This is a genomic window from Veillonella sp. ZSJB6, from assembly GCF_051549505.1.
GTDB lineage: Bacteria > Bacillota > Negativicutes > Veillonellales > Veillonellaceae > Veillonella.
Genome location: NZ_JBPUGE010000005.1, coordinates 80,515 through 104,838, shown reverse-complemented (window position 1 = coordinate 104,838; position 24,324 = coordinate 80,515). Strand labels below are relative to the sequence as shown.

12 protein-coding genes are annotated in these 24,324 nt (G+C 34.2%); 11 read left to right on the top strand and 1 reads right to left on the bottom strand.

Translation table 11 applies throughout. The features are described 5' to 3' along the window. Nucleotides 1–223: 223 nt before the first annotated feature. The 4 genes from ACSV5T_RS07375 to ACSV5T_RS07360 all read left to right on the top strand — a co-directional run bounded on the left by ACSV5T_RS07375 (nucleotide 224) and on the right by ACSV5T_RS07360 (nucleotide 13,006). Nucleotides 224–4,450, top strand: a complete 4,227-nt coding sequence (locus ACSV5T_RS07375) for a tetratricopeptide repeat protein (protein ID WP_438320685.1) — start codon at nucleotides 224–226, stop codon at nucleotides 4,448–4,450. Between the two features lie 232 nt (nucleotides 4,451–4,682). After that, complete coding sequence (locus ACSV5T_RS07370) at nucleotides 4,683–6,920, top strand: hypothetical protein (RefSeq protein WP_438320684.1); 2,238 nt, start codon at nucleotides 4,683–4,685, stop codon at nucleotides 6,918–6,920. 27 nt (nucleotides 6,921–6,947) lie between these two features. Then, nucleotides 6,948–9,131, top strand: coding sequence for a hypothetical protein (locus ACSV5T_RS07365; protein ID WP_438320683.1), 2,184 nt, complete (start codon nucleotides 6,948–6,950; stop codon nucleotides 9,129–9,131). A 77-nt stretch (nucleotides 9,132–9,208) separates the two neighbouring features. Then, entirely contained in the window at nucleotides 9,209–13,006 is a 3,798-nt protein-coding gene (locus ACSV5T_RS07360; RefSeq protein WP_438320682.1) for a hypothetical protein, read from the top strand. A gap of 210 nt (nucleotides 13,007–13,216) precedes the next feature. Here the strand turns inward: ACSV5T_RS07360 and ACSV5T_RS07355 are convergent, their stop codons facing one another. Beyond that, entirely contained in the window at nucleotides 13,217–15,391 is a 2,175-nt protein-coding gene (locus ACSV5T_RS07355) for a WYL domain-containing protein (protein WP_438320681.1), read from the bottom strand. A gap of 503 nt (nucleotides 15,392–15,894) precedes the next feature. Between ACSV5T_RS07355 and ACSV5T_RS07350 the strand changes: the two genes are divergently transcribed. From ACSV5T_RS07350 to dcuC, 7 genes are all read left to right on the top strand, one after another. Then, the gene (locus ACSV5T_RS07350; RefSeq protein WP_438320680.1) at nucleotides 15,895–16,557 is read left to right on the top strand and encodes an amidophosphoribosyltransferase; all 663 of its coding nucleotides are present in this window, start codon (nucleotides 15,895–15,897) and stop codon (nucleotides 16,555–16,557) included. 1 nt (nucleotide 16,558) lies between these two features. After that, complete coding sequence (locus ACSV5T_RS07345) at nucleotides 16,559–17,506, top strand: DNA-processing protein DprA (protein ID WP_438320679.1); 948 nt, start codon at nucleotides 16,559–16,561, stop codon at nucleotides 17,504–17,506. A gap of 26 nt (nucleotides 17,507–17,532) precedes the next feature. After that, a complete protein-coding gene (locus ACSV5T_RS07340; protein WP_438320677.1) occupies nucleotides 17,533–18,063 on the top strand; it encodes a hydrolase in 531 nt (176 codons plus the stop codon). A 151-nt stretch (nucleotides 18,064–18,214) separates the two neighbouring features. Further along, nucleotides 18,215–20,470 carry a hypothetical protein gene (locus tag ACSV5T_RS07335; protein WP_438320676.1) on the top strand — a complete coding sequence of 752 codons (2,256 nt, stop codon included), beginning with the start codon at nucleotides 18,215–18,217 and terminating at the stop codon, nucleotides 20,468–20,470. Between the two features lie 327 nt (nucleotides 20,471–20,797). Then, on the top strand, nucleotides 20,798–21,484 hold the full coding sequence (locus ACSV5T_RS07330; protein ID WP_438320675.1) for an IclR family transcriptional regulator: 687 nt from the start codon (nucleotides 20,798–20,800) through the stop codon (nucleotides 21,482–21,484). Between the two features lie 180 nt (nucleotides 21,485–21,664). Then, nucleotides 21,665–22,825 (top strand): M20 family metallopeptidase, encoded by a 1,161-nt coding sequence (locus ACSV5T_RS07325; protein ID WP_438320674.1) that lies wholly within the window; start codon nucleotides 21,665–21,667, stop codon nucleotides 22,823–22,825. A 29-nt stretch (nucleotides 22,826–22,854) separates the two neighbouring features. Beyond that, nucleotides 22,855–24,216, top strand: a complete 1,362-nt coding sequence (gene dcuC, locus ACSV5T_RS07320; protein ID WP_438320673.1) for a C4-dicarboxylate transporter DcuC — start codon at nucleotides 22,855–22,857, stop codon at nucleotides 24,214–24,216. Nucleotides 24,217–24,324: the final 108 nt, after the last annotated feature.

Sequence of the window (24,324 nt, the reverse complement as noted above, 5' to 3'; positions counted from 1 at the left end):
GAGAATCTATAGGGAGAAAATAACATACGGGAGACATAAATCAGAACCACCCGTAAAGCGGGTGGTTCTGATTTTGTGTGTAAATATTTTGATTATGAATTTAAGATGATAAAATATAGGTATATAATATGTTAATTATATACCTATATTTTATTGATTAAGAGTATATATTTAATATTTAAGGGGAAATCAATATATCATTGTAGTATTAACTGGAGGGCCCATGGATACTTGTAAATTGTGTGGAAGTGAATTAATAAGAGTTGGGAAGAAATGGGTATGTTCAAATGAAGAGTGTAGTTTTCAAGTTGTTATAGGTCAAAATAGTTGGTTTAAAGAGCTGGTTAAGGAATTCAATGGTTGGAATGAAATTAATTTTAATGATGTTCCTTCTGTTATATCAAATCAATATAAACGACTTCATAAATTAATACGCAATGGAGAAGTATATGGTGCACAAATCAAGGTTAAAGATATTTATGAGGTCGAATTAAAATTTCTAATTCTAATTATATTATCTGAGGCTTTTTGTGATGATAGTAAAAAACAATTATATAGTTCTATTATTTATAATCTACTAGATGGAAATCCTTCTTTAGGGGTATGGTTAAGTCTTGGTAAGCAAATTTTAACACTAAATAGTGATGATACAGATCCTATTTATATAATTTTAAAGAGCTTAATAGATCTTGATAATACAGAGAAAATCGTATTTTGGAGAAACTCAAATATAGGTCATGGTGCATTGATGCCAATAGAACTAGAAGAGTTACATACTTCATTGAGTGGGAAAATCAAAAGTATATTATCTAATTTTGTAAAAAATCAAAAATTTTACTCTAAAATAAGATTACAAGTAAAAATAAAAGATAAATTTGTTGATTTAAATGGGGGCAAGTTGGATATTTGTAAGAATAGTAAATCTACAGAGCTATTTATTACGACAAGACAAAAGCGATTTAAACTAATCCCTTTAATTCAGTTTTATGAGAATAGTATTTATTTTTTTGATTCTTATATGAAAAAAAGATATGTAGTAAGTTATTTAGAATACACCTCTAATATAAAAAGAAAAACACATGATAAAATGCTATCCAATATGTTTAATAGTGTAAAAAACCTACTCAATATTGAATCGGTTAATATTAAAGCTGATGAGGGTTTATTTATTGAAGAACGTGTTAAAAAAGTAGATACAATATTAGAACCTACGACTTTTTTTAAATATGATTTTTTACGTAGAAAAATTCAAGATTGGATAAATTCATTTGCTAATGGATTGTTTTTGATTGAAATGAATTCTGGGATGGGGAAAACAACCTTTGTTAAAATGGTTGATCAGCTATCTTATAGTAATTATAAAATAGAGGATAAATGTCTATGTCGAGCATTTTATATTAATTCCATATATGGATATTCACAAGAATATTTTTTAAAAAACTTAATGGATTCATTGTTGAGAACTAATACAGGAGAGCATATTACAGGCGAGTTAAAAACAGTAAATATTAATGATAGTACAGCTAAAGTTGACATAGCTAATAATATTAATATGATTTTTTCTTATTATAAGAAATATTTTGATATTGAAAAATTAATAATTTTTATTGACGGGTTGGATGAGATTCCTAATACGGGAAATAATACATCTATTATAAACTTAATTCCGGATTCATTATTATTAGATGAAGGGATTTATATAATCTTTACAAGTAGAGATAAAGAAAATATATCATTATTTACTCAGATGGATATATTATCAAAATTAGATTTTAAAGATACTATGGTAGTTACTCCTTCTACAGATATTTTTAAAGATTATAAAGAGAGCTTGAGTCAAAGTTTAATGTCAAAGCTATCATTAGATATATCTACCAGTAATTATCTTCTGAAAGTTGCAGATTATAATGCCTTACAATTGCAGTACATTATTAATTTATATAAAGATGTTGGTGACACTCTTTTAGATAATTTATCTAAGAAAAATAGTTTTATTGATTTTTACTGGTCTAGTATCAAACAACTTTTTGGATCTATATATTATGAGGATCTTATTAAGTTATCATTGATATTATGTTCTACACCAATACCTATTAATGTTAGAGATGTTGCTTTCTTATTGGGTGAAGATGCTATTACATTTAAACTTCAAACTTTTATCGGTGTCCTAAAACATTTTATTTCCTCATCTAGATGTGGAACGGATACTTTATTATTTATTTCACAGCCAGAATTCTTATTATGGAAAAAATCTCAAGCAAATATATATTTAAAATTAGAAAAAGTATGGGAAGATGAATTAGATTTTTATATCGATGAAGATAGAAAAGAATTAGATTTTATTAGTTTTAGGCAGTTTAGTCTTGCTTTCTTTATGTTATTAGAAGGTTGTAAAGTAATACCTTTGCGTAAATATCAAGAGTACATATCAATATACTTCTCTAATTTGAAATCATTTTTGGGGAATTATAGTAATGAAATGCTTATATTACATAAGAAGATATTAGAATCTTTTCATGATTATATTATTGATAAAAATGGATTGACTTTATCATCAGAATTTATTATTCAAATGTACTCTAGTGCTGCTTTCGTTTTAAAAGAGAGTGGTTATATACAATTAGCATCACAGATGTTAGAGGAAATAATAAAGTTTCTAGAAGATAATCGTTCTATAAATAAAGTTGATTTAGTAGAATTATATACATTTTTAGCCACTATATATGAGGTTCAAGATCAATCAAATGAAGCACTTAAATTATTTAAGTTAGTAGATAAGATAGTAGAATCTGAGGATTATAAAGCTAAATTTGTTGATTTTGCAGATGATAAGGATTTATATTTAGCATATAAACGCTTACAAGGACGTTTGTTTGAAGCTGTTAGTCATAAGAATATCTCTCGTTTTACAGAAGCTAATATTCTTTTTCAGAAAGTTGAAAAAGAAGCTAAAGATTTGTTATTAAAAGTTGATAGTTCAAAGCGAAATCCTATAATAATTATATTAAGGAATTGTTATCATTCATGGGGAAATTTACATAAAAGGGTCAATCCTAAACTTGCTATGAAATATTTTGAATTAGCAGAAAATTATAATAGTCAATGTGATAGTAAAAACTTACAGCATTCAGAGTCTAATGCATCCTTATTTTTAGATAAAGGACAATTATATCGAGTTATGAAGGATTATAATAGTGCGATAGCTTGTTATAATCAAGCAATTGAAATACTTTTGAATGCTAAAAAACATGATATAGAGATTGATATTTTTATAGAGTCTAGTTTATATAATAGCATAGGTAATGTATATCGAGATAAGACTGAATATGAGTCGGCTATTTTTTGGTATGATAAGGCTATCAATTTAATTGAAAAGGGAAGGGCTGAAGGTAAATATATAGATTTATCTATATATTTACAAAATATTAATAATCGCAGAGGTATATATTATAAGTCTGACCAAAAAGATAAAGCAGATTTAGATACCGAGAGAGTTTTAAGTTTGTTTAATAAGATAAATTGGTCTAAGTTACATCAAAGACAAGTAGGGATTATTGGACGTATAGATAATGAAAATGACACTACTACTTTAATACAATCTCAAAACTATTTAGCATTACGTGCTGATGTAGAATGGAAGGCAGCGAGTAACTATCGAAATGAGAATTGGGTTAATATGATGATAACTGCTGAGAGGTACGAAACGGCTTTACAGCTTCTTGAAATTGATTTTTATGAAGAGATACCTAGTTTTAATATGCTTCAGGATTTTACTGTTTGTTATAATAGTTTACATATGTATTGTCATGCGTTAGATATACAATTATTATATATAAGTTTAAGCCGACATAATTATTTGGGGATTAAAAATATGAAAGGTATTATTCCTATTTCTGATATTAATCAGAAGCGTGCCGACGTTATTGTAGGTAAGTCCTTGATCATGTTTATTCCTACATTTTTAGCTATGTTCAAATATTTCTCCCTTGCGGTCATTTTTTATGAAATGGGATATTTTTATTGGCAACAGTTGATTGATACGGATAAAGCTATATTCTGTGATATTAATGAGATGGAAGTGCTGATTGGTGATAAAGATGAACAGCGTGCTAGCATAAAAGAGTTGATGAGAACTTTATTAAAGGCAAGGGAAAAAGATTTATCTAAATCTCAATTTTATCTAGCATTAGCTCAACAGTTTTATGAAGGAAAAGTTACCGAAGACTTGAGAAAGAATTATATTGAAGAATGGAATATTATTAAGTATAACTTTACTAAAAATAGAATTTTGGAATGGCTTCCTGATATTTATATAGCGTTAGAATTATCATTACGTTCAGCTCAATATGGATCTCTAGAAGGAAAAAGACTTGCTGCTAAAATATATCGAGATAAAAAATTTGACCGATGTGATATTGAAATTGCAAATTTTATAGATTCTATTAATTAATTATATGTATAATCAGAATCTTAGGTTCACTAGTAATGTGTACCTATTGTAGTCAAACGTGCAGCTGTATTGTTGATGGTCAATCACGTACTAAATTACGATAAGTAATAAAAATCAGAACCACCTGTTTTACGGGTGGTTCTGATTTTATATGAGCCCTTGTATTTTGATTATGAAGATAAGATGATACAATATGAATATATATTATAGTATGCGTATATGTGGGGGTAGTATGTTAACAATCGCATTGAATGAATATGGGGACTTTCATCATTTAGGACAGAAGAAAGATAGTTTAAAACACATCCATTTTATTACTGGCATTGTGTATGATGATGAAGGTAGCGAGCAGGATTTGCGTAATGAGCAGATTCGTTTGGATCGTTTTTTTAGAGCTGTAGCAGAGGCTTCAAACAGTGATTATCCACAGGGGTTCTTTGGTGATACTAAAGCTAATGATTTGGAAGGAGCTACCGAAATAGAGGGTAAATCTCAAAATAAATCACAGATAAGAAAAAATATGAAACGCTATCGAGATGCACTGGATGCCGCTTTACCAGAATTTCTTACTGATGGGACATACCAGGGGCAACAGCTAGTGGGTATGCCTCGTGTTGGTCACTATGCTATTACTCTTATGTTGAAGAGTGAGGCTGGGAAAAAACAGTTTCTACAGCCTTATATGAGTGAATTATTACACGATGGTGTAGCAAGTAATTTATACTGGCATATGGCGGATAGTTTAGTGTCTCGCCTTATATTATCTAATCCATTTGTGCTACATAACAATCGTGTTCAGTTACATTTAGCATCACAATTAGTAGATGTTAAAGAAACTGAATATGATCGTTTGGCAGAGTATCGCCGTTTAGGCTATAAGCCATACGACTTTCAGAATGAGCAATTAAAAAAAGAGGGAATTATTACCTATCAAGTGGGGAATGATTTTACCTATCGTGCTGCCTTAGATCGACGTATGGTTGAGTTTAATCGCCCTGATTTAGAGGTAGTGCAGTTGAAATCTGTTTCTGTTCAGTACGACGATGATAGCCCAGAGACGACAGCTAATTTTGCATTTCTATACTTAGCGGGACATATTTGTGGTAATTTTATTTACTACGGAGCTGAACGAGATACAAAAGATATATTTAAATTCAATACTCTCGTGGATTTTGCAAATCAAATCAATCCGAAATATCCTAATTATATGTTTGTGTATGATGATATTGATACCTATTTTGAGCAGTCTATGAAAGCATATCATAATGAGGATTATTATGGTGCGCTATGTTATGTTTACGATGGGAAATGTTGTGATAGCAAATTTAAATCCTATTATGAAACGAACTGGTTCCCATTTGTGGAGGAACTCATTCATAGTGCAGATAATAGACAAGCTATAGAACGAGCGGTTCAGTCGTTTGTAAATTATGCTAATCAGAGTCGTCTGGATGAAGGCAAATTGTATTACTTATATCAACAGCTTGAGTATATCTTAGAGGATATCAAGGATATGTCTTGTGTAGATAAAGCATTAGTCTATGCCTTTTATGATGGTGGTATGACGGCCTTTAATCATCTTGGAAAAAGTGATGTATCTGTAGCTTGTTTTGAAAAATGTCAGGCCCTGACTCATACAGTACCACTTGAAACGTATATGGAAACTGTTCGCCGTCGCATTGTGGCAAAAATAGATTGCTATAAATATGAAGAGGCTTTGGAGCTTGCTAAGTACGTTGTTGATGTGGAGGAACAAATACAAAATATACGTGCTTCATTACAGATGGGGAAACAGGCTATCAGTCTAGGACAGTCCTATAGTCAACTCGGACAGGTCTACGCTTATATGGAACAATCTGAGGCAGAATCTTATTTCTTACCAGCCATAGACATATTTACTGTAGATACAGCTGATTACTATCGAACAGTATCCTATTTGTTGCACTATTATATTGATGTAAAACAGAAAGATGCCTATGAACGATGGGCGCCTAACTATTTTGGTGGCCAATTTAGCATCGAAGATCAGTTAAGATTTTTGCTGAATATGTCTGGTGATGAAAAAGCAGTTCAACACGAAAGTTATGCATTATATGTATATATCAAGGCATTGTACCAATTTTATAGAGATGGAATGAGCAGTGAACTCATGGAGAGACTTATTAAGTTAGGTCGTACCGTAGGGGCTACTTTAGACAGAGCACCTAAAGGGCATCCGTGGGAATTAATATTTACATATCTTGCTATGCTAGCCTATGAAAAAGGTTATAAGGTAGATGCAGAATATTTTAGATCCTGTATAGGTCGCTCTGTTGAGAACGCAGGTCAAGCGATTAGTAATATCGTGACTTATGGTGAATTAAGATTTGCTCAATGTAAAGGAAATCAAGGTAAATATGATATATTATATGGCCAATTAAGTGAGTCTGTAGAGAATGTAGAGAAATATATGACCTATATGTTTAGATAGGTCATATATTTGTAAGGGAAGATTAGTATGATTACGATTGCATTAGATGAAAATGGGGATTTTGAAGGTTTTAAGGGCGCTGGAAATAAAGAACCTCTCTTTATAGCAGGTATTGTATATGATGATAAAGGTCATGATAATGATGCTTGGAATGAAAAGCAGCGACTAGATGACTATTTCCGTGCTGTAGCAGAAACAGTTGAATGTAAGTATCCGGAAGACTTACATACTAATAAGCGTAATACCAATGGGTATAATGTAAAATTAATGAAAACTGAGTTGCAAGCAACCCTGCCAGAGTTTTTTCAGCAATGTACTTATAAAGGAATGCCTATTGGTAAATATAAGAGACATGGTCAATATCGTATTGTTATGATGCTTAAGAGCGGAACAGGCAAGACCATTTTAAATCATAAGTCTACTAGTATGCTTGTTAATGATGAATATGCTAGTAATTTATATATGAATATGGCTTATTCAACAGTATCACGCCTCGTGTTTCATAATCCATTTGATTTGTATGTGTCTAAGGTTAAATTTGATTTGGCCACACGTTTGGTTCCTGTGAAAGCTAACGATAAGGAGCTTTGTAAGAAATATATTAATTTAGGCTATAAAGATTTTGATTTCAAAAACAGTTCGCCAGAAGCAAATAAAAATAATGATACACGCTTTTTTCAAGTAGCAAATGACTATAATTACCGTGCTGCTTTAGATCGTAAATTATTGGAAACCAATCGTTTGGATTTAGAGATTGAGGATTTCTCAGTACGTTCTATTTATTACAATGCTGATGAATCTGAATCTACACGATATGCTTTTCTCTATTTAGCAGATACGATTTGTGCGATTTTAAATCATAATAAAACTGGTGAAAGTCCTCTAGCTTGGCATCAATCGTTTATTGAGCAAGCTACTCGACTTAATGGCTCTAGTCAAAATCTCATCTTTACATATGATGATATTGACATGGCTTATGAAAAAGCGGTAATGGCATATCAACAAAAAGACTATTTTAAAGTGCTATCTACACTTTTTGAAACAAAACAGAGTCGCAGTGATTTTAAAAACTATTATTGGGAGCAATGGTTCCCGAAAATCGAGCAATGGATTTCAGAGGCTACAGATGTTGAAGCGATAGAGGAAGCCGTTCGCCAGTTTGCCAAGTATGCAAATTCTAACTTGCTGAAACAGGATGAGCTGGTGTATTTATATAACCATTTAGAACCATTAGTAGCGAATCTAGAAAAATCTGAAGCTAGTAAATATGCATTTTATGATGCAGGGATTACAGCATATAACCATATTGGAGACAGCTTAATGGCTGAACGATGCTTTGAAATTGCGAAAGGATTTGCTAAATATTGTCATGTAGAAGACTATTTGCTAACGCTCAAACGCCGAGTGGTTATGCTCAATGATCAATATCGTTATGAAGAGGCACTTTCACTAGCAAAAGAAATTCTCGAGTACGAAGATGAATTGGCATCCTTACGTCAATTATTAGTTGAGTCTGATGATATAGTTAGCATTAGTAAAGGCCGTGCATTAAGCCAATGCGGTCAAGTGTATGCTTATTTACAAGATACTCACGCTGAGGAGTATTTTGAACAAGCGTTGGCTCAATTTGATAAAAAATCAATCGATTATAATATTACATTATCTTATTTGCTTCATCACTACATTGATATGAATAACCGTGATGGATATGAAAAATATGCATCCCAGTATTTTGGCGGACATAATGATGTATGGGAGCAATTTAGCTTTTTGAAGGATATGACAGAAGCGGATCAAAAGTTGCAATCCTTTAAATTTGCGTTCTATGTGTATATTAAGGCATTGTATAGATTTTATGTAGATAAGTTGAACTCGGAAAAGCGCCGCAATCTATTAAGCTGGATACAAAACTTACATAAAGGGAATAAAGCTGAACATGTGAATGGTCATCCATGGGAACTTATCTATAAATACTTTGCACTATTAGCTGTTAAATTCAATAAAAATGAATTGGCCGAAGAGTTTATAGAATTAACACAAACAATCGTTCAAGAACGCGCAGCAGCCATTGATAATATTATCAGTGGTGGGTTGATAGAATACTATAATATGATCGGAAAAAAAGAGTTAGCAGAAGAAGTTAAAAAGAAGTTTACAAATCAGCAACTAAAAGATGACTATGAAAAAATCTTAGGGTATATGTTTAGATGAATGATTAGTTATAAATAAAATGATTATTATAGAGATTGTAAAGTATTAGGTTAAAGGTATTAGGAGACTGATTAATAATGGATACATGCAAGCTGTGGGGACAAAAAGTTGCTGAAGATGTAGATTTATGGTTTGATGGTAATCTTAAAGCTTTTCCATTAATTCTCCAATATGAGTATCAGAGATTGCGTAATATGTTTCGCGATGGAGAGTATGTTGGTACTTTTTATGAACTAAAAGACATTTTAGAATTAACAGTAAAGTTACCTATTATTTATGTTGTAGCAGATCTATTTCAATATCGGCGTGATGGGTTTGAGGATAGTTTGAAATTGCTATTAGGCGGACCATTGTCTTTGGGAACATGGATTCAGATTGCAGATAAATTAGCAAAAACTATTGATTTTTCAGAGGATTATAAAGCTTTATTAATAGAAATTTCGACTAGATACAAATGTAGCAATTCTAAAAAGCAGCAATTTGATATTACTAATTGGAGGAATATTAGAATTGGGCATGGTGCTTATAGTATTTATTTACAAGAGGAGCATAAGGCGGAAATAGAGCAGTTATTAAAAGTTTTAAAAGCTTTTTTAGAGAATACATATAATATATTTTCTAAATTTACATGGATATATGAGTCTGAAAAAAGGAGAAAGAAAGTTAAATCATTAAGTGATTTACATGATGTCACTAAGGTAAAAATTAAGTATGGTAAAAAATTTATTTTACTATCTCCCTTTATTGAAATCATTGATGGATCCTTATATTTATTTGATTTTTATTTGTTTAATAAAAAGCTAAATATAGGGTATTTAGACTATTATAATAATCATAAGATAAAGAAGGCTGAAATATTATTAAAAGCTTTTTATGATGAGATTGTATCTAAGGCTATCAATGATCTTAGAAGAAAACCTAGTAGAATAAGAGATATATCAGATGAACGAACTGTAATCGCTAAAATATTTAATAAAAATCTAATTAAGCTCGTATATTTAAAAGATATAGTAGTAGATTGGTTAAATACATATGATAAAGGGATATTTTTAATGGAGGCAGAAGCTGGTTTGGGTAAGACCACCTTTGTTAAATTGTTAGATCCTTTATTAAAAACTGATTCTCAAAATAATTATATGCCTTTAGTAGATTCCACTGTACGGGCTTTTTATTTTAGGCAAGGTGATACTTTAAGTTCAACTGGTTTTAAAGAAGAGCTTAGGAGTTCATTATTACAATATGATTCCGGGCAAACATTTAGCGTTGATGATAAAATACCAGAAATTATTGATAGTAATACATTTATTGATTTTTTATCTTTCTTCCAAGAGCTATATAGTGAAGCAGAACGTTTTGAATACAGGAATAAATTAGTCATTATATTAGATGGTATCGATGAGTCAGTTGATAATCAGTTTGATTTTAGTTCTTTTTTACCAAGTGATAGTTTAATAAGAAAAAATATCTATATCATCGTTACATCACGAATTACAACGAACCCAAACTCTATTATGTTGCAACTCATCAATAATATGGACTTTACTGATAAAGTATCAATATTTGCAAATGATGATAGAAACAAAGATTTAGTAAATACATACACATCACAATTTACGCCCTCTTGTAGATTAGCTAATAATATAAATACTTTACTTGAAGCTGATTTGTTACAATATATACCTGAAATTATAGACGAATCAGAACTCATAACATACAAAATGTTATTTGAATATTATTGTAAAAAGCTAGAATATATTTATGGAAGTAAATATTTCAGACCATTAAAAAATACATTGTTAGTATTAGCTTTGAGTGATATTCCTGTATCTTTTAATGACTTAGTGAAATTGGCTGATTTAGGTGAAGATAGATATTACATCCAGAGTTTATTTATGGATATTAAGCCCTTTATTACTAAGTTTACTTATAATAACGTTACTGGATATACTTTAGCACACCAAGAGCTTAAGACTTTAGTATTAACTACTTGGGCTACTGATATAGACTTATTGGCCATTAATTTAATGAAGTCATTAGCGTCTAAGGTGTATGAAGGGGAGCCTTTAATAGGTGCGGATTTGATAGCTGCTTATATTGCATTTAAACATATAACAACAAATTTAATTGACTTTTGGAATTGTTATATTAGAGAAGATCGTGTTTTAATACCAATACTTAAACAACTTGTAATTCAGGATTATATAGAAGCATTCAATGTTTATGGAGATAAAATTAATTATTTATTATTAAGATTAAGTGATCATCTTAATAATGCTTTAACTATACCAAAGACAACTATCAATATTAATAAGTATATTGCGGCTACAGTAAATGTAGAAATTTCTTATGATTCTAATATTTTAACTAAGCTATTAGGATATATTAATAGAAAATTACTTTTTGATGATATGGATTTCCAAGAATTAAGTGATAGTCTTATTAAGGAGGCGAAAAAATATAAAGTCTCTTCTGAGGTGATAGAGTTAATCAATAACTTTTCACAAGACTGTAATTCTATAAATAAAATAGATTCAAGTAATAGTGTAGTTTATAATAAAAATTTTACTTTGAAGGATGATAATTTAGATAGTTTTAGTTTTATTAAGTATCTTCCTATTTCTCATCATTCGCTATTTTTAGGTCAACGAGAATGTGTTCTAAGTCTTTTAGATAGTTTGATAAAGTATTTAGAAGAAAATACAATTGAAGAAATAAGAAGTGATGTGATTGACTATACGTTAGCTTGGATTCATGATATCACTAGTTATAATAATTTAGATTATGATGAATCTAATAGAACTTATAATGGATTTATTGCAGGATTATTTGACTTCTTTAATATTCCAGAGTTATTAAGAAGTCGTATTTTAAGGTGTTCTGGTGAGCGTTATCCAAACTCTTTATTGTCCGCTTATGAAAGAGAATTTGTGTTAGCAAATCTTCGCTTATATAATGTATCAGGGAAAGAGGGGGATTTTAATGAGCTTGAATTTAATACTAAAAATAATGAATATCATAATAAAAAATTTACCTTACTAAATGTTAATAAATTGGTTATTCAGCTTAAGCTGTATTATCATTTATTGAAATCAGAAAATCTCATTAGTTCTTTTGTTGAGCTTAATTATAATAGTACATTATTTTATACTAATTCCAATAAAATTGTAATACATCCTATGATTATTGGTCCTAGAGATTTCACCGATGTGAAAAAGTGGTTATACGATCCATATCAACTTTTAATTAATAAGAGTATAAAGATATGTAACTATAATGAAGACTGGGTAGCTGTATTGAATTACAGAGGCCTAAGTGAGTCTTTCCTAGAAACCATCATAGTTTTAATTGATCAGAAGCGTGTTTCGAGTATAAGTTTTAGCGATGATTTTATTGGTCGTGGTATGACTGAACTTTTGGATTTTGAACCTCAATGTATTGAATATGTTTTTGATGAAAAGATAATGATTGAAGATGGCTTAGGGTTACTATTTTATCTTTATTTTGAAATGTTCATAAAGGTATATCGTCGTTTTACACTTCAAAAACTGTGTCAAACTGCTGATTTTAAAGAGGACTTAACTTTAGTTTTGGATTATTTAAATGCGTATAATCGAATTTCGACTAAACTAAGAAGTCAGATTGAAAAGATGATATATTTATATTCTATATATAATACAAAAGAGGATTATGATTATATTATATCTGAGTTAAGAGTATTATTATTTAAGGAGCGCTTAGCTGAGAATACTAGTTTATATTTAATAGAAATTCATACAAAGAAAAATATTGAAGATTTATGTCAGTATAAGGTAGATATCAATAATATTAGTAATAGATATTATGATGAAATTAGTAGTAGGTATTTTGGGAATTAAAAGATATTAATAAAAAAAACCATTTATATAATCAGTTTATAGGGCTGTTTATATGAATGGTTTTTTTATACTGGCATTCGAGCATATAATATTTTTTATTTTCAGTATTTTAATGGATATTAATTAGAATTTATCATGATTTATTTTTACTAAATAAGAAATTATTTTGTATTATATCAAGAAATATAAAATAAATGTAATAATTAATGTCTAATCATCTAGTAATAAAATCGTTTTAACATAAATAGTATTGAGTTGTTCTTTTAGTGTTCTTGGATTATGTACACGAATAGCAGCACCTAAGGACAAAAGAATTCGTACTATATCTTTTTTTTGGAATGGTAAGTATTCTACGCTGAGTGTAAATGTATTGGGTTCTGTTTCAGAGCCTACAATTTCATAGTTAGAGAAAGCGTTAAAGCATCGATCGATAGCATTATTCAAATCATAAATAGTAAATACTACTGTTTGGCGGTTTGTTTCTTGATATTCCTTGTATAAGGCATTTGTATCAATCTCTACAGGAACCTCACCTACAGTTACTATTGGTAATGTGTCTAGTGAGTAGTAATGGAAAGTTTCATCAGCTGCATGGTAGCCGATGAGTGAGAATCCATTTGTTGCCGTATTGTATTCTAATTTACACGGAATAATTGTAATTACGCCTTTAGTCGTCTCCCAAGATAGCGTTGTTTGCTCTATCATTGCTTGTGTACATAGCCAATGATTTGTATAACTGTCAGCGGTTCTATCGATAGCAAGACTTTTATTGGTCCATGTATTTGCCGGTAAAGTTGTGGGCACCTCTGCAAGTGTCTGATTTAAACTTTTCTGGATATCGACTGGTAACATCCAGTTGATGCGGCAATCTGTTAGTAAATCCTTGAGGAACATGCGTTCTGCAGTGGTTAATACCAAAGCTGGCAAATGAGGGAATAAAGGTTGTAGGCCTTGTGCGGATGAAGTGACTAAATAACTTGGTAAGGTTTGTTCATATTGGTCATTTTCCTCAACGGGTGCATAGCTATCTAATAATGGTCTATGATTTATGATGTACTGCAAATCGTCTAGTGTATATGAAATGCCGTTGATTAAATCTTGCTGGATGCGGTATTGCGTGCTACAAGTTATCGCTGTCATCTCATTTAGTAGAGGAGATACTGCGGAATTGTCTGGATCAGTAGGTTCTGGTGAAAGTAGATTCCAAGTAGGATGGATCTTCTTTGTATAACTACTTGGTTCAGATACTATTTCATGTTGCGTATGATGTAGATTGTCGTTAAAACGTGTTCGGATGCTTTCAGGAATACTATGCAGAATTTTGATATACGGTAAGAATGTACGCAATACAGGTAGTAGGATTTGACCATCCTGCACCTGTAACTCTACATCTATATACTGCGAAGTATCTTGCTCAACAATCATCGTCACATGTCGGAGTATATCGTTAAAATCATCCCACATGGGTACGTAGTGAGATAATTTATAAAAGCGCACGTGTAGTGTTGTTTTATATTTAGTGCCTTTTTGGGGTATTTGATTTGCCCTTGTGAAAGCCCCTTTTGTAATGATAGTATCGATTGAATCAATGCGATAGGTGACAAGCTTTTGCTTATGATACGCGATTAGATAGTCTCGGTTGCCAATGTAATCTGATTCAATTTTAACTGGTTGAACAAGGACCTTGGGACGACGTTTATTATAAAAGCTTAGTTCGAGCATTCTATCATCTTGTAATGCTTGGGCAATAGTATAGAGCAAGCTTTCATCAATCACATGAAGAGGATTGTTATAAGTAAATAAATACTGCGATTCATAAGCTTGTGTAGTTGGCTGTTCGAGCTCATCTAATAGAGATGTATTAGTATGTAATGGCTGAACTTTCTTTAATAACGTATTACCTGCCGTACTAAAGAGCGATATATTTTTATATACAAATATGGCTCTAGATAATAACTCAAGCTGCTGAGCTGTTAGATTTTCGATACCTGATGTCATTAGCCGATATATATAGGTATTCTGTTCAGAAATTTCATCAATTATACCAATTGTTACTAGCCTTTTAATGAGGCGGCTTATCATCTGCTTTTCGATGATATCTGGTAGAGATTTATTAGTGTGTTGGTATTTTTCTGCTAAAAAATCTTGATATGCTGACAGTATATGAGGATGGTCGTTGATGGCCTTGTATATGTCTGTAATAGAACAAGTTTCGAGCTCGCTAATTGTGTCGATAATGGCCAAGATAAGAATGATTGTCTCAGGCTTCATCGCATAGAGAGAATATAAGGAAGACAAGTAATTGTGTCCCCAGTAAAAGTCTTGTTTAGCGATAGTGTGTACATGCATTCGACCAATTTGGGTATCTCGAATTTTGGAACCCATATTAAAATAGGCGAGGCGCTTAAGATAATCATCATGTAAACTTTTCTTTATGCCTAGCTTGGGGGCTGTATTTCTCGTGTGTAAACCCATGGCCAAGCTACGAAAGAACAAGCGTATATTCTTAAAGTTTTTTAGGTAATTCGTTACACTTGGCATAGATTCTCCTTGAAATCCAAAATGAATGTTTCATGAATACTATATCAAATTCTAATATATTTTTATAGGACTAATATTTATTATTAGTCCTAGTTTTTTTGATTATCTCCATTTTTGTTTAATCCGTATAATGAACACACAAGTTAAGCCTGAGGGGTGAGGCATCACGTAATCATTTTTACCTCCTTTAAATAATAGTGATAATTCTCCTTTTCAAATAAAAATTTCTCCTCTTTACATATGTTGCCTCCCTAAGGTATGAGGCCGTCTTTGACGGATTGAAATTTAGTGATGCTCGTCCCCCAGGTTTAACAATAATTATGTAGTTTGTATATATGGAGGATTTTATGGAACAGTTGATTAAACGTTTTACCTTATCTAGTAATGCACACTTATGTCGAGATTGTGTTGGTTATTATCGTGACTTGTATTTAGGCTATCGTGAGCCGGGAAATCCTGATTTTCTTAATACCTTAAAAAATACATTGAATAATTATTGTCCGAGTGTCCTAAAATCTGCCCGTCAGGAAGTGTATGATAGAGTGAGAAGGGATATACCCGATATCATGAAAGCGGAAGGTCTTGAGGAGGCGGTGGTAGCCGTTGTACCAAGATCTAAAGCTTTTATGTCACCTAATCAGTTAGGATTCCGCGATGCGGTGCAAGAGTGTGTCAAAATACTACAGGCCAACGGATACGCAGGTATCACAGATAGCATTGGATGTATTACGCGGCATACAGATACGAAGACAACACATATTCATAAATTTTTACCAGGCTTTGATAATTGCGGTAGCGAGCCCTATGTGGGGATTACGAATGACACTTGTCATATTGATACCAATGCAGTTCGAGGTAAAACGGTTATTTTAATTGATGATATTTATACGAAGACAGTGAACGTTGATGAGGATTGTATTCAAGCATTGTATGATGCGGGCGCAGCTCGTGTTGTATTCTACGCTGTAGCATATACCTACCGTCGTTCTTCTCATAGAAAAGGGGCATAATATGAATATTTCACCGATAGCTTTAAAAATTTGGGCCGTCCATAATTCGACGAGTCGAATTACAACGAGAAAGAGCTTTCACGATACTTGGAAAACAGAGGATGAATTCCTCGCCATGATGCGTGACATTCCCAATATCGATGATGTAGTGCATGAACTATCCGTTGCGGTAGATGACATGGACTGGATGGACGGTGCGGTATGCTGCTTTGATGCGGATTTTCCTGTTATTAATGAGAGCGCCCCTAAGGGTGATCGTCCCTATCTCTTGTTTTACAAGGGTGACTTGTCTCTGTTGAGCGATTTAAATCGCAATGTGGCGGTCATTGGTTATACAACGCCGAATGAGGATATCATTGCTCGTGAAAGCAAGATTGTTGACCGATTAGTACAGCGAGGCCAGCATATCGTGAGCGGCCTTGCAAAAGGTTGTGATGCTATTGGGCATACGGTTTGTATGGATTGCGGTGGGAAAACGATTGCCATCTTGCCTTCACCATTAGATGCGATTTCACCGGCAGCCCATCGAGAGATGGCTCATCGAATTGTAGAAGAAGGTGGCCTCGTTATTTCTGAATATTACAATGGTCCCCGCAGTCGCCATGAAGCTATAAACCGCTATGTGGAGCGAGATCGGTTGCAAGCATTATTCGCTAAGGCTATAGTACTCATCGCTAGCTATGAAGGTCGTGATGGAGATAGTGGTTCCCGTCATGCTATGGGAAAAGCACATTCTTACGGACATCTAGCCTGTGCTATGTATGATGAAACGATAGATAGCGAAGTATTAGAGATGAAACTAAATCGTAGCTTACTTTCACAACAAAAAGCGCGACAACTGGTGACAAATCCAAGTGGAGTAGGTACTGCAGGGTATACATCGGTAACGGTGGATGACCTAGCAAGCCTTGTAAATCCTGCGCTAGAGGCACAGCAAAAACTATTTTGATCGGTATATGACTAAAGGAGGTTCTTATGTTTCATATTGTAGATGTAGATAATACATTGGTTTTTACCGACGAATTAAATACAGCTGGTTATGTACACGCTTTGGTATGTATGGCATTAGAACCTCGTAAGGTCGTGCCACGTATTACCCGTGAAATCGTACAGGAATGGTATCCCCAGCTGTCAGAGTATGACTTAGTTCATATGGCTACCCTAAAACAGGCGTATGTAGAAAGCCACTTGGATATGTCTCAGTTAAATGCCTCTGTAGCTCGTGTGCTCAGCACATATGGCAGTGAACGTTGTGCCTTATGGACAGCGGCTAATCCTGAACGGATCCGCATGTTGCTAAGACACCATATGGTCACTGATTATAGGGCGATACGCTTTAGCAATAAAACAGAGAATGATATATCCCATGCGGTGCAAGATTTCTGTGTGCTCTTTGACTGTGAACCAGAGGAACTATGCTTTTACGAAGACAATCCTGAGGTTATTAACCATCTGCGAAAGCTAGGGATAACCGTAATGGCTGTTGAAGCAAAAGCGGTTGCATAGGGTGGTAGTAAATAAAGAAATAGAGAAATAAAGAAGTAAAAAGTAAAGAAACAGGATTTGATTGTAATAATCGAAGCACTAGTTGTTATATGTTAAACCGTTTGAATAAAGAGAGTTTGTTATTATGTAGTATTACGGATATGGAGGATTTATGAAGTTTTTAACTTTAAGTACAACAGGTATATTTAATGCTATTCGACCATCGTTGTTTCCACCGATAGAAGGAAAGGAAAGAACGACATTTTTGCTTGCTTTGGATTATTATATATTAGATGGAAGCTTCTCATCTGGCGAAGAAGAGGATGTTGAGACAGCTCGAAAATATTATGATTTAGAGCGCAAACGTATTAGGGCTTTTGTAAAAGCACTTTGCAATGACTGGGGAAAGCCTATAGCGGAGTTACGAACAGAAGTTATCAATTGTTTACCAGAATTTATTCGTGATGGTACCTATAATGGTGAGCCGTTGTTATCTGAACGTCGTGAGGGATACTATACAGTATATCCTATGTATAAAAGCCATCAAGGTCGTGAGCTGCTATTCCCAACACATGAATCCTCTAAAGAGGAGACACAGTATATATTCGATCATATGCTAAGATACTTTTTAAAGGCTTACTTTTCACCGGATACTTTTTTCGGCCATTATGACGGTGCATTTCATCTTGATACACCTGTATCTGTTACAACAGTACAACAAACTTTGGAAGATCTCGAGCGTGAAGCAGTACCATCTCCATTGTCGGTCTCTTCAATCTCCAATACCTATACCATGGACGAATCTACGACAATTAATTCAGAGTTTCTATTGATTGCTGATGCCTTTGGCGCTTACATGGTACAAGCCATGGAAGGAGATACAGAGAGTGAACAGTTAGCAGCTTTAACAGAGGATGCATTTATCTGTGAGATGTGTTGTAGTTTACATAAGTGTTTTATGTTTGGTCGGAGCTGCTTTAGCATATCCATTTATGATGAATGTAATATTTGGATAGATAAATTATTAGATGCTTATGCTGTACATGATTATTCACAGATTCTTAGTATTTATAATGATGAATTTCCATCCTATGACGATGGGGTAATCGGCTATGAGAAACAGTACCTTTTAGAACCTTTGCTAGATAACCTTGTAAAAGACCTTACACGAGAAAAGCTATTAGTTCAGTTATCTCCAAAAAATGAGCAACGTAAGGACTATCTTAACTTTATACTCACTCATGATGAGGTAGTTCAGTCCATTTTTGAGGAGATATATGAAAAACGTTTGGATGGACGAGATATCTATAAACAGCAAGATTTAGCAAAAGTACTAACTCTAGACGTGCGTCTATGCTGTACCTTTTATTGTATGATTGACGCATGTCGACATGCCTTTAATAGACGTATGTATGCATCTATTTTACCGATTGTAGATAAGTTAGATACTCAACTTGCAAAGGTACAAATTTCTGCAACAGATACTTGGCAAGTTGAGTATTTGGTGAAAGTATCTCGCATATCTCAGTGGTATCGAGCTTTAGCCTATGCTTGTTTAGGAGATAAAAGAATAGAGCCAATACTACAAGATTTAATGGTTATGCAACAGCAAGATCCAGTTTTGTATAAAGAACAGATGGATTCTATTTTTGAGAATTTAGACGATCCAGAACATGCTTTTAATATAGAAGATTTACGCTATGCTTTGCTACATTATTATGTAGAAACCAATAATCAACTTGGCTATGAGCGTTATATTAAAGAACTATATCCACCAATATTAGGAATTGATTCAGATTATAAAGTACAAAAGAATATACTGTTATACGGTGAAGATGGTAAATATTGTGAAAATTATTCTAACAGAGATTTCTATTTATGGTTAAAAGCATTATGGACATTCTATTTAGACGATATTGATAAAGCGTTTTGGAATGAAATGGCAGAACAATGGGAACAACAGGACTACATACCTATTTTCTATGGTATAAATGACTATGAGCTATGTGCTAACTATATGATTAAGCTAGCTGTTCACTTTGGAGATATCCAACGAGCTGAAAAATATAAAAAAGAATTTGATATGGCTATTCCTAATAAGAAAAAACCTATGGAGGATGCGCCGAGTGGGTATAGATGGCCTTTCTTCGACTGCTATCTAATAGCTCAAGTTAATGAAACGTTAGGAAATATAGAAATAGCTAAAGAACATTATCACAAGGCCCTTTCTTTGGCTACTTTCGGCGAAGCACGCTGGGAACAATACGAAGAACAACATGGTGGCATATGGAAGACCTACAAAGATTTTGGCTATAGTGGACCAGATCTAAAATTTGAAGATTGGATCAAAGATAGTACCGTGACCTATCAAACCATAGAAGAATACAAAAGAGCATTAGATAAGTATGTATTTTACATGTATAAGTAGGACTATGTAGAGGTCGTATAGGACTCACATGGAAATTGTATAGCAATCGCATAAAAATCATATAAGCATAAAAAAGAAGCCGCCTAACAAAAAGTTGGGCGGCTATTTTTTCGATAAGTTTTCTTATCTTCCTTAATCATGCATCTTAGTTATTTTTAAATTTTTCATGAATGTGTTATTGTTATATTTATAATGAGTTAATTGCACAGTTTGCTGTTCAGAGGTATTATGTGTAATCAAACACATTAGGTATATTGTTATTAGTTTTAATAGAATAGTGAAATGTATTAGTCCACATTGTGCTAGTGCGTTTCTTTGGATATGAATATGGTTCAATCAATAGAGCGTGGTATTGAGATACTCAAGTTGTTAGAGGCAGGCCCACTTGGTGTAACTGAGTTGGCGAATGCGACGGCGTTGCCGAAGACGACGGTTCATCGGTTGCTCAAGACCTTTGAGGCCCATCATTGGGTTGAGTTCAACGAAGCCAAGAAGTATCAGTTGTCTTGGGGTGTTTTGCCCATGGCAAAGTCCTTTCTTACGTCTTTGGATGTGCGTGCCATTGCGCAGCCGTATATGGTGGCTATCCGCGATCAGTTGCAGCAGTCCGTGAATTTGTTCTTAGCGCAAGGCGATTATCGCATCTGTATCGAGCGCGTTGCGGCGGATAAGCCATTGCGTCATGACATTAAGATTGGCACGGTGTACCCTATCTTTAAAGGTGCAGCCGGCAAGATTTTCGGTGCCTATATGGCGGACTTCAAGGATACTGATATGAGTGCTGGTGAAAGCGCCCAAATTCGTCATGATGGGTATGTAGTAACACGAGGCAATCGAGTGCCTGATGCGGCATCCATCGCAGTTCCTATCTTCTCCTTTGGCAATAAGCTAGAGGCGGTGATGACCATTTCTGGTCCCATAGGGGACTATACGGAAGAACACGTTAAAGAGTATCTATCTGTCATGATGGTATTAGGTCAAACTATTTCCAAACAAATGGGAGCGACCTTATAAATTTATTTTTTACCTATTAAATGGAATAGCGTTCCATTATACGGAACAGTTATTAGTGCATTAATAGACAAATAAATAGAAAGGTAAAATAAAAACAGGTTATTAGATACAGGTTTCATAAGGCTTGTATTGGTAGGTATATAAATTTATGTTTTTATAGTGTGTATGTTGGAGGTAGAAATGAATCAGCTTTTACAAGAAATCGAATCATTAAGACAGCCCATGAAGGAGTTGAATGATTTTATTTTCGATCATCCTGAGCTAGGGAACGAAGAGTTTCAAGCCCATGAGTTGTTGACGAATTTGCTGGAGAAGGAAGGTTTCACCGTAGACCGCGAGGTGAGTGGTCTTAAGACTGCCTTTAGAGCTGTATACCAAGTAAACGGTGGTGGCCCTAAGATTGGCCTACTTTGCGAGTATGATGCTCTTGAAGGCTTAGGGCATGCGTGTGGCCATAATCTACAAGGTCCTTCCATCTGTACAGCGGCGATTGCTTTGAAACGCACGCTACAAACACCTTGCACGCTAGTTGTGTACGGTACGCCTGCAGAGGAAACGGCTAGCGGCAAGCTCGTTATGGCCCGCGAAGGCGTGTTTGACGATTTAGACCTTGCTTTCATGATGCACGGCAGCGATACGACGACGGTAGATGGCAAGTCCTTGGCATTGAACCTTGTTAATATCAAGTTCCACGGCAAGTCTGCTCATGCGGCAATTGCGCCAGAAAAGGGTATTAGCGCATTAGATGCAGTATTGTTGTTCTTTAACGGCATGGAGTACTTGCGCGAGCATGTGCCAACTGAGGTTCGCATGCATGGTATCATCACTGACGGTGGTAAGGCGGCAAATATCGTTCCAGATTATGCGTGTACTCAATGGTATATTCGTTCCTCTAGTCGCATTCGTCTCAATGAGATTGTGGAGCGCGTGAAAAATGTAGCTCAAGGTGCAGCTTTACAGGTAGGCGCTATCATGGAATGGGAAGAGGTTAAGGCGTACGACAACAAAGTCAATGTACAAACCTTGAATGATATACTTTTAAAAAATGCAGAAATAGTAGGGGCCCCAGAGATTTCTGAGCCTCGCAAGGTGACGGGATCCACCGATTTTTCTAGTGTGACGTTCCGCGTGCCAGGCGCTTGCTTGCGTGTGAAATTCGTAGGCAAGGGCGTGACTAGTCATTCTCAGGAATGGTTAGACAATGGTAAAAGCCAGCTCGCTGAGGATGCTATCATGTATGGCGCGAAAGGCATTGCTTTATCTGTGGAGGAAATACTTGAAACACCAGGCTTGTTAGAAAAAATCAAAGAAGATTTCAAACAGGCAAAGGAAAACTTCTAAGTATTGTGTTGTAAATGGAGGGAACATGTATGAATTTGTTAGTTTGTTTATTGGTTATTGCCATAACGGGAACGCTGGTTATTAAGAAGTTTAAAGCGCAAACCGTATTGTTGTTAGGCGGTCTCATTATGATGTTTGCGGCATACTTGTTAGGCTACACAACATCGTTTGTAGAAGCAAAAAAAGCTACAGGGGTTCTTTTCTTTGATGCTTTTGAATTCATTAACATTACTACTGCTAAAGATGCGGCTAACCTTGGTCTCATGATCATGACTTGTACAGGTTTCGCGAAGTATATGGACCATATTGGTGCCAGCTCTCGCCTCGTTGTAACGGCTATTAAACCACTTGGTAAAATGAAATCTGCGTACCTCGTAATGGCGCTTACCTTTATCCTCAATATGTTCATGTCCCTTGTAATTCCAAGTGCTTCTGGTCTTGCAATGCTCATGATGGTAACTATCTTCCCAATCCTTGTGCGTTTAGGCGTTAGCCCTGTAGGTGCTGCAGCGGCTGTTGCTACAGGTCACTTGCTTGATATCGGTCCTGCATCTGCTACTACATTACTCGTATCTAAAACTGTAAATATGCCTGTTCATGAGTATTTTGTAGGCTATCAGTTAAAAGTATATATTATCTGTGGCTTGATGGCGGCTATTGCTCATTTTGTATGGCAAAAATACTTGGATAAAAAATCTGGCCATGTTCCTGCGGAATACGTTGAGTCTCACAAATTTGATGACCTTGAAGTAGGTCCATTACCATATATCTTTTTGCCATTATTACCATTAATCTTTATCCTTGGTTTCAGCGATTATGGTATTCAAGGCGTTAAAATGAATGTAAACCTGGCGATGTTCCTTAGCTTGTTCATCGCTATGGGTTGTGAACTTATCCGTCATCGTGACTTCCGTAAAATGGCAGCTAGCATCCAAACTTTCTTTAAAGGTATGGGCGACCAATTTGCAAATACTGTAACATTGATCGTTGCAGGCGAAACATTCGCTTTCGGTTTAACTTCCTTGGGTATCGTAAAAGAATTCGTTGCTGCTATCCAAGGTCTTGCCATCTCTGCTGATGTAGTAGGTGTAATCGTATCTACAATTATTACAGGTTTAAGTATTGTAATGGGTTCTGGCGTTGCCTCTATGTTTGCATTCGCTCCACTAGTTCCTAACTTTGCAGCTGATTTAGGTGGCAATGCGACAACAATCCTTCTTGGCATGCAAAATGCAGCCAGCGTAGGCCGTCTGCTTAGCCCAATCAGTGCTGTTATGATCGCCGTAGCCGGTATCGCAAATATCTCCAGCTTCGACCTCGTAAAACGTACAAGCGTACCTGTAATCGTTACATTCATTACAAGTACAATTGCGATTTTGCTTATTCACTAATTCTAAATTAGGAAATTAATATCTTAATATGTAGATAAACTTAAAGGTCATGACTACAAATACAATAAAAGCTAGCGCGTAATGCTTTGGCCATACATAGGCACGTTC

Excerpts from the sequence above, each read along its gene's own strand:
- ACSV5T_RS07375 (WP_438320685.1), top strand. The coding sequence starts at position 224 with ATGGATACTTGTAAATTGTGTGGAAGTGAATTAATAAGAGTTGGGAAG.
- ACSV5T_RS07370 (WP_438320684.1), top strand. The coding sequence starts at position 4,683 with ATGTTAACAATCGCATTGAATGAATATGGGGACTTTCATCATTTAGGA.
- ACSV5T_RS07365 (WP_438320683.1), top strand. The coding sequence starts at position 6,948 with ATGATTACGATTGCATTAGATGAAAATGGGGATTTTGAAGGTTTTAAG.
- ACSV5T_RS07360 (WP_438320682.1), top strand. The coding sequence starts at position 9,209 with ATGGATACATGCAAGCTGTGGGGACAAAAAGTTGCTGAAGATGTAGAT.
- ACSV5T_RS07355 (WP_438320681.1), bottom strand. The coding sequence starts at position 15,391 with ATGGGTTCCAAAATTCGAGATACCCAAATTGGTCGAATGCATGTACAC.
- ACSV5T_RS07350 (WP_438320680.1), top strand. The coding sequence starts at position 15,895 with ATGGAACAGTTGATTAAACGTTTTACCTTATCTAGTAATGCACACTTA.
- ACSV5T_RS07345 (WP_438320679.1), top strand. The coding sequence starts at position 16,559 with ATGAATATTTCACCGATAGCTTTAAAAATTTGGGCCGTCCATAATTCG.
- ACSV5T_RS07340 (WP_438320677.1), top strand. The coding sequence starts at position 17,533 with ATGTTTCATATTGTAGATGTAGATAATACATTGGTTTTTACCGACGAA.
- ACSV5T_RS07335 (WP_438320676.1), top strand. The coding sequence starts at position 18,215 with ATGAAGTTTTTAACTTTAAGTACAACAGGTATATTTAATGCTATTCGA.
- ACSV5T_RS07330 (WP_438320675.1), top strand. The coding sequence starts at position 20,798 with ATGGTTCAATCAATAGAGCGTGGTATTGAGATACTCAAGTTGTTAGAG.
- ACSV5T_RS07325 (WP_438320674.1), top strand. The coding sequence starts at position 21,665 with ATGAATCAGCTTTTACAAGAAATCGAATCATTAAGACAGCCCATGAAG.
- dcuC (WP_438320673.1), top strand. The coding sequence starts at position 22,855 with ATGAATTTGTTAGTTTGTTTATTGGTTATTGCCATAACGGGAACGCTG.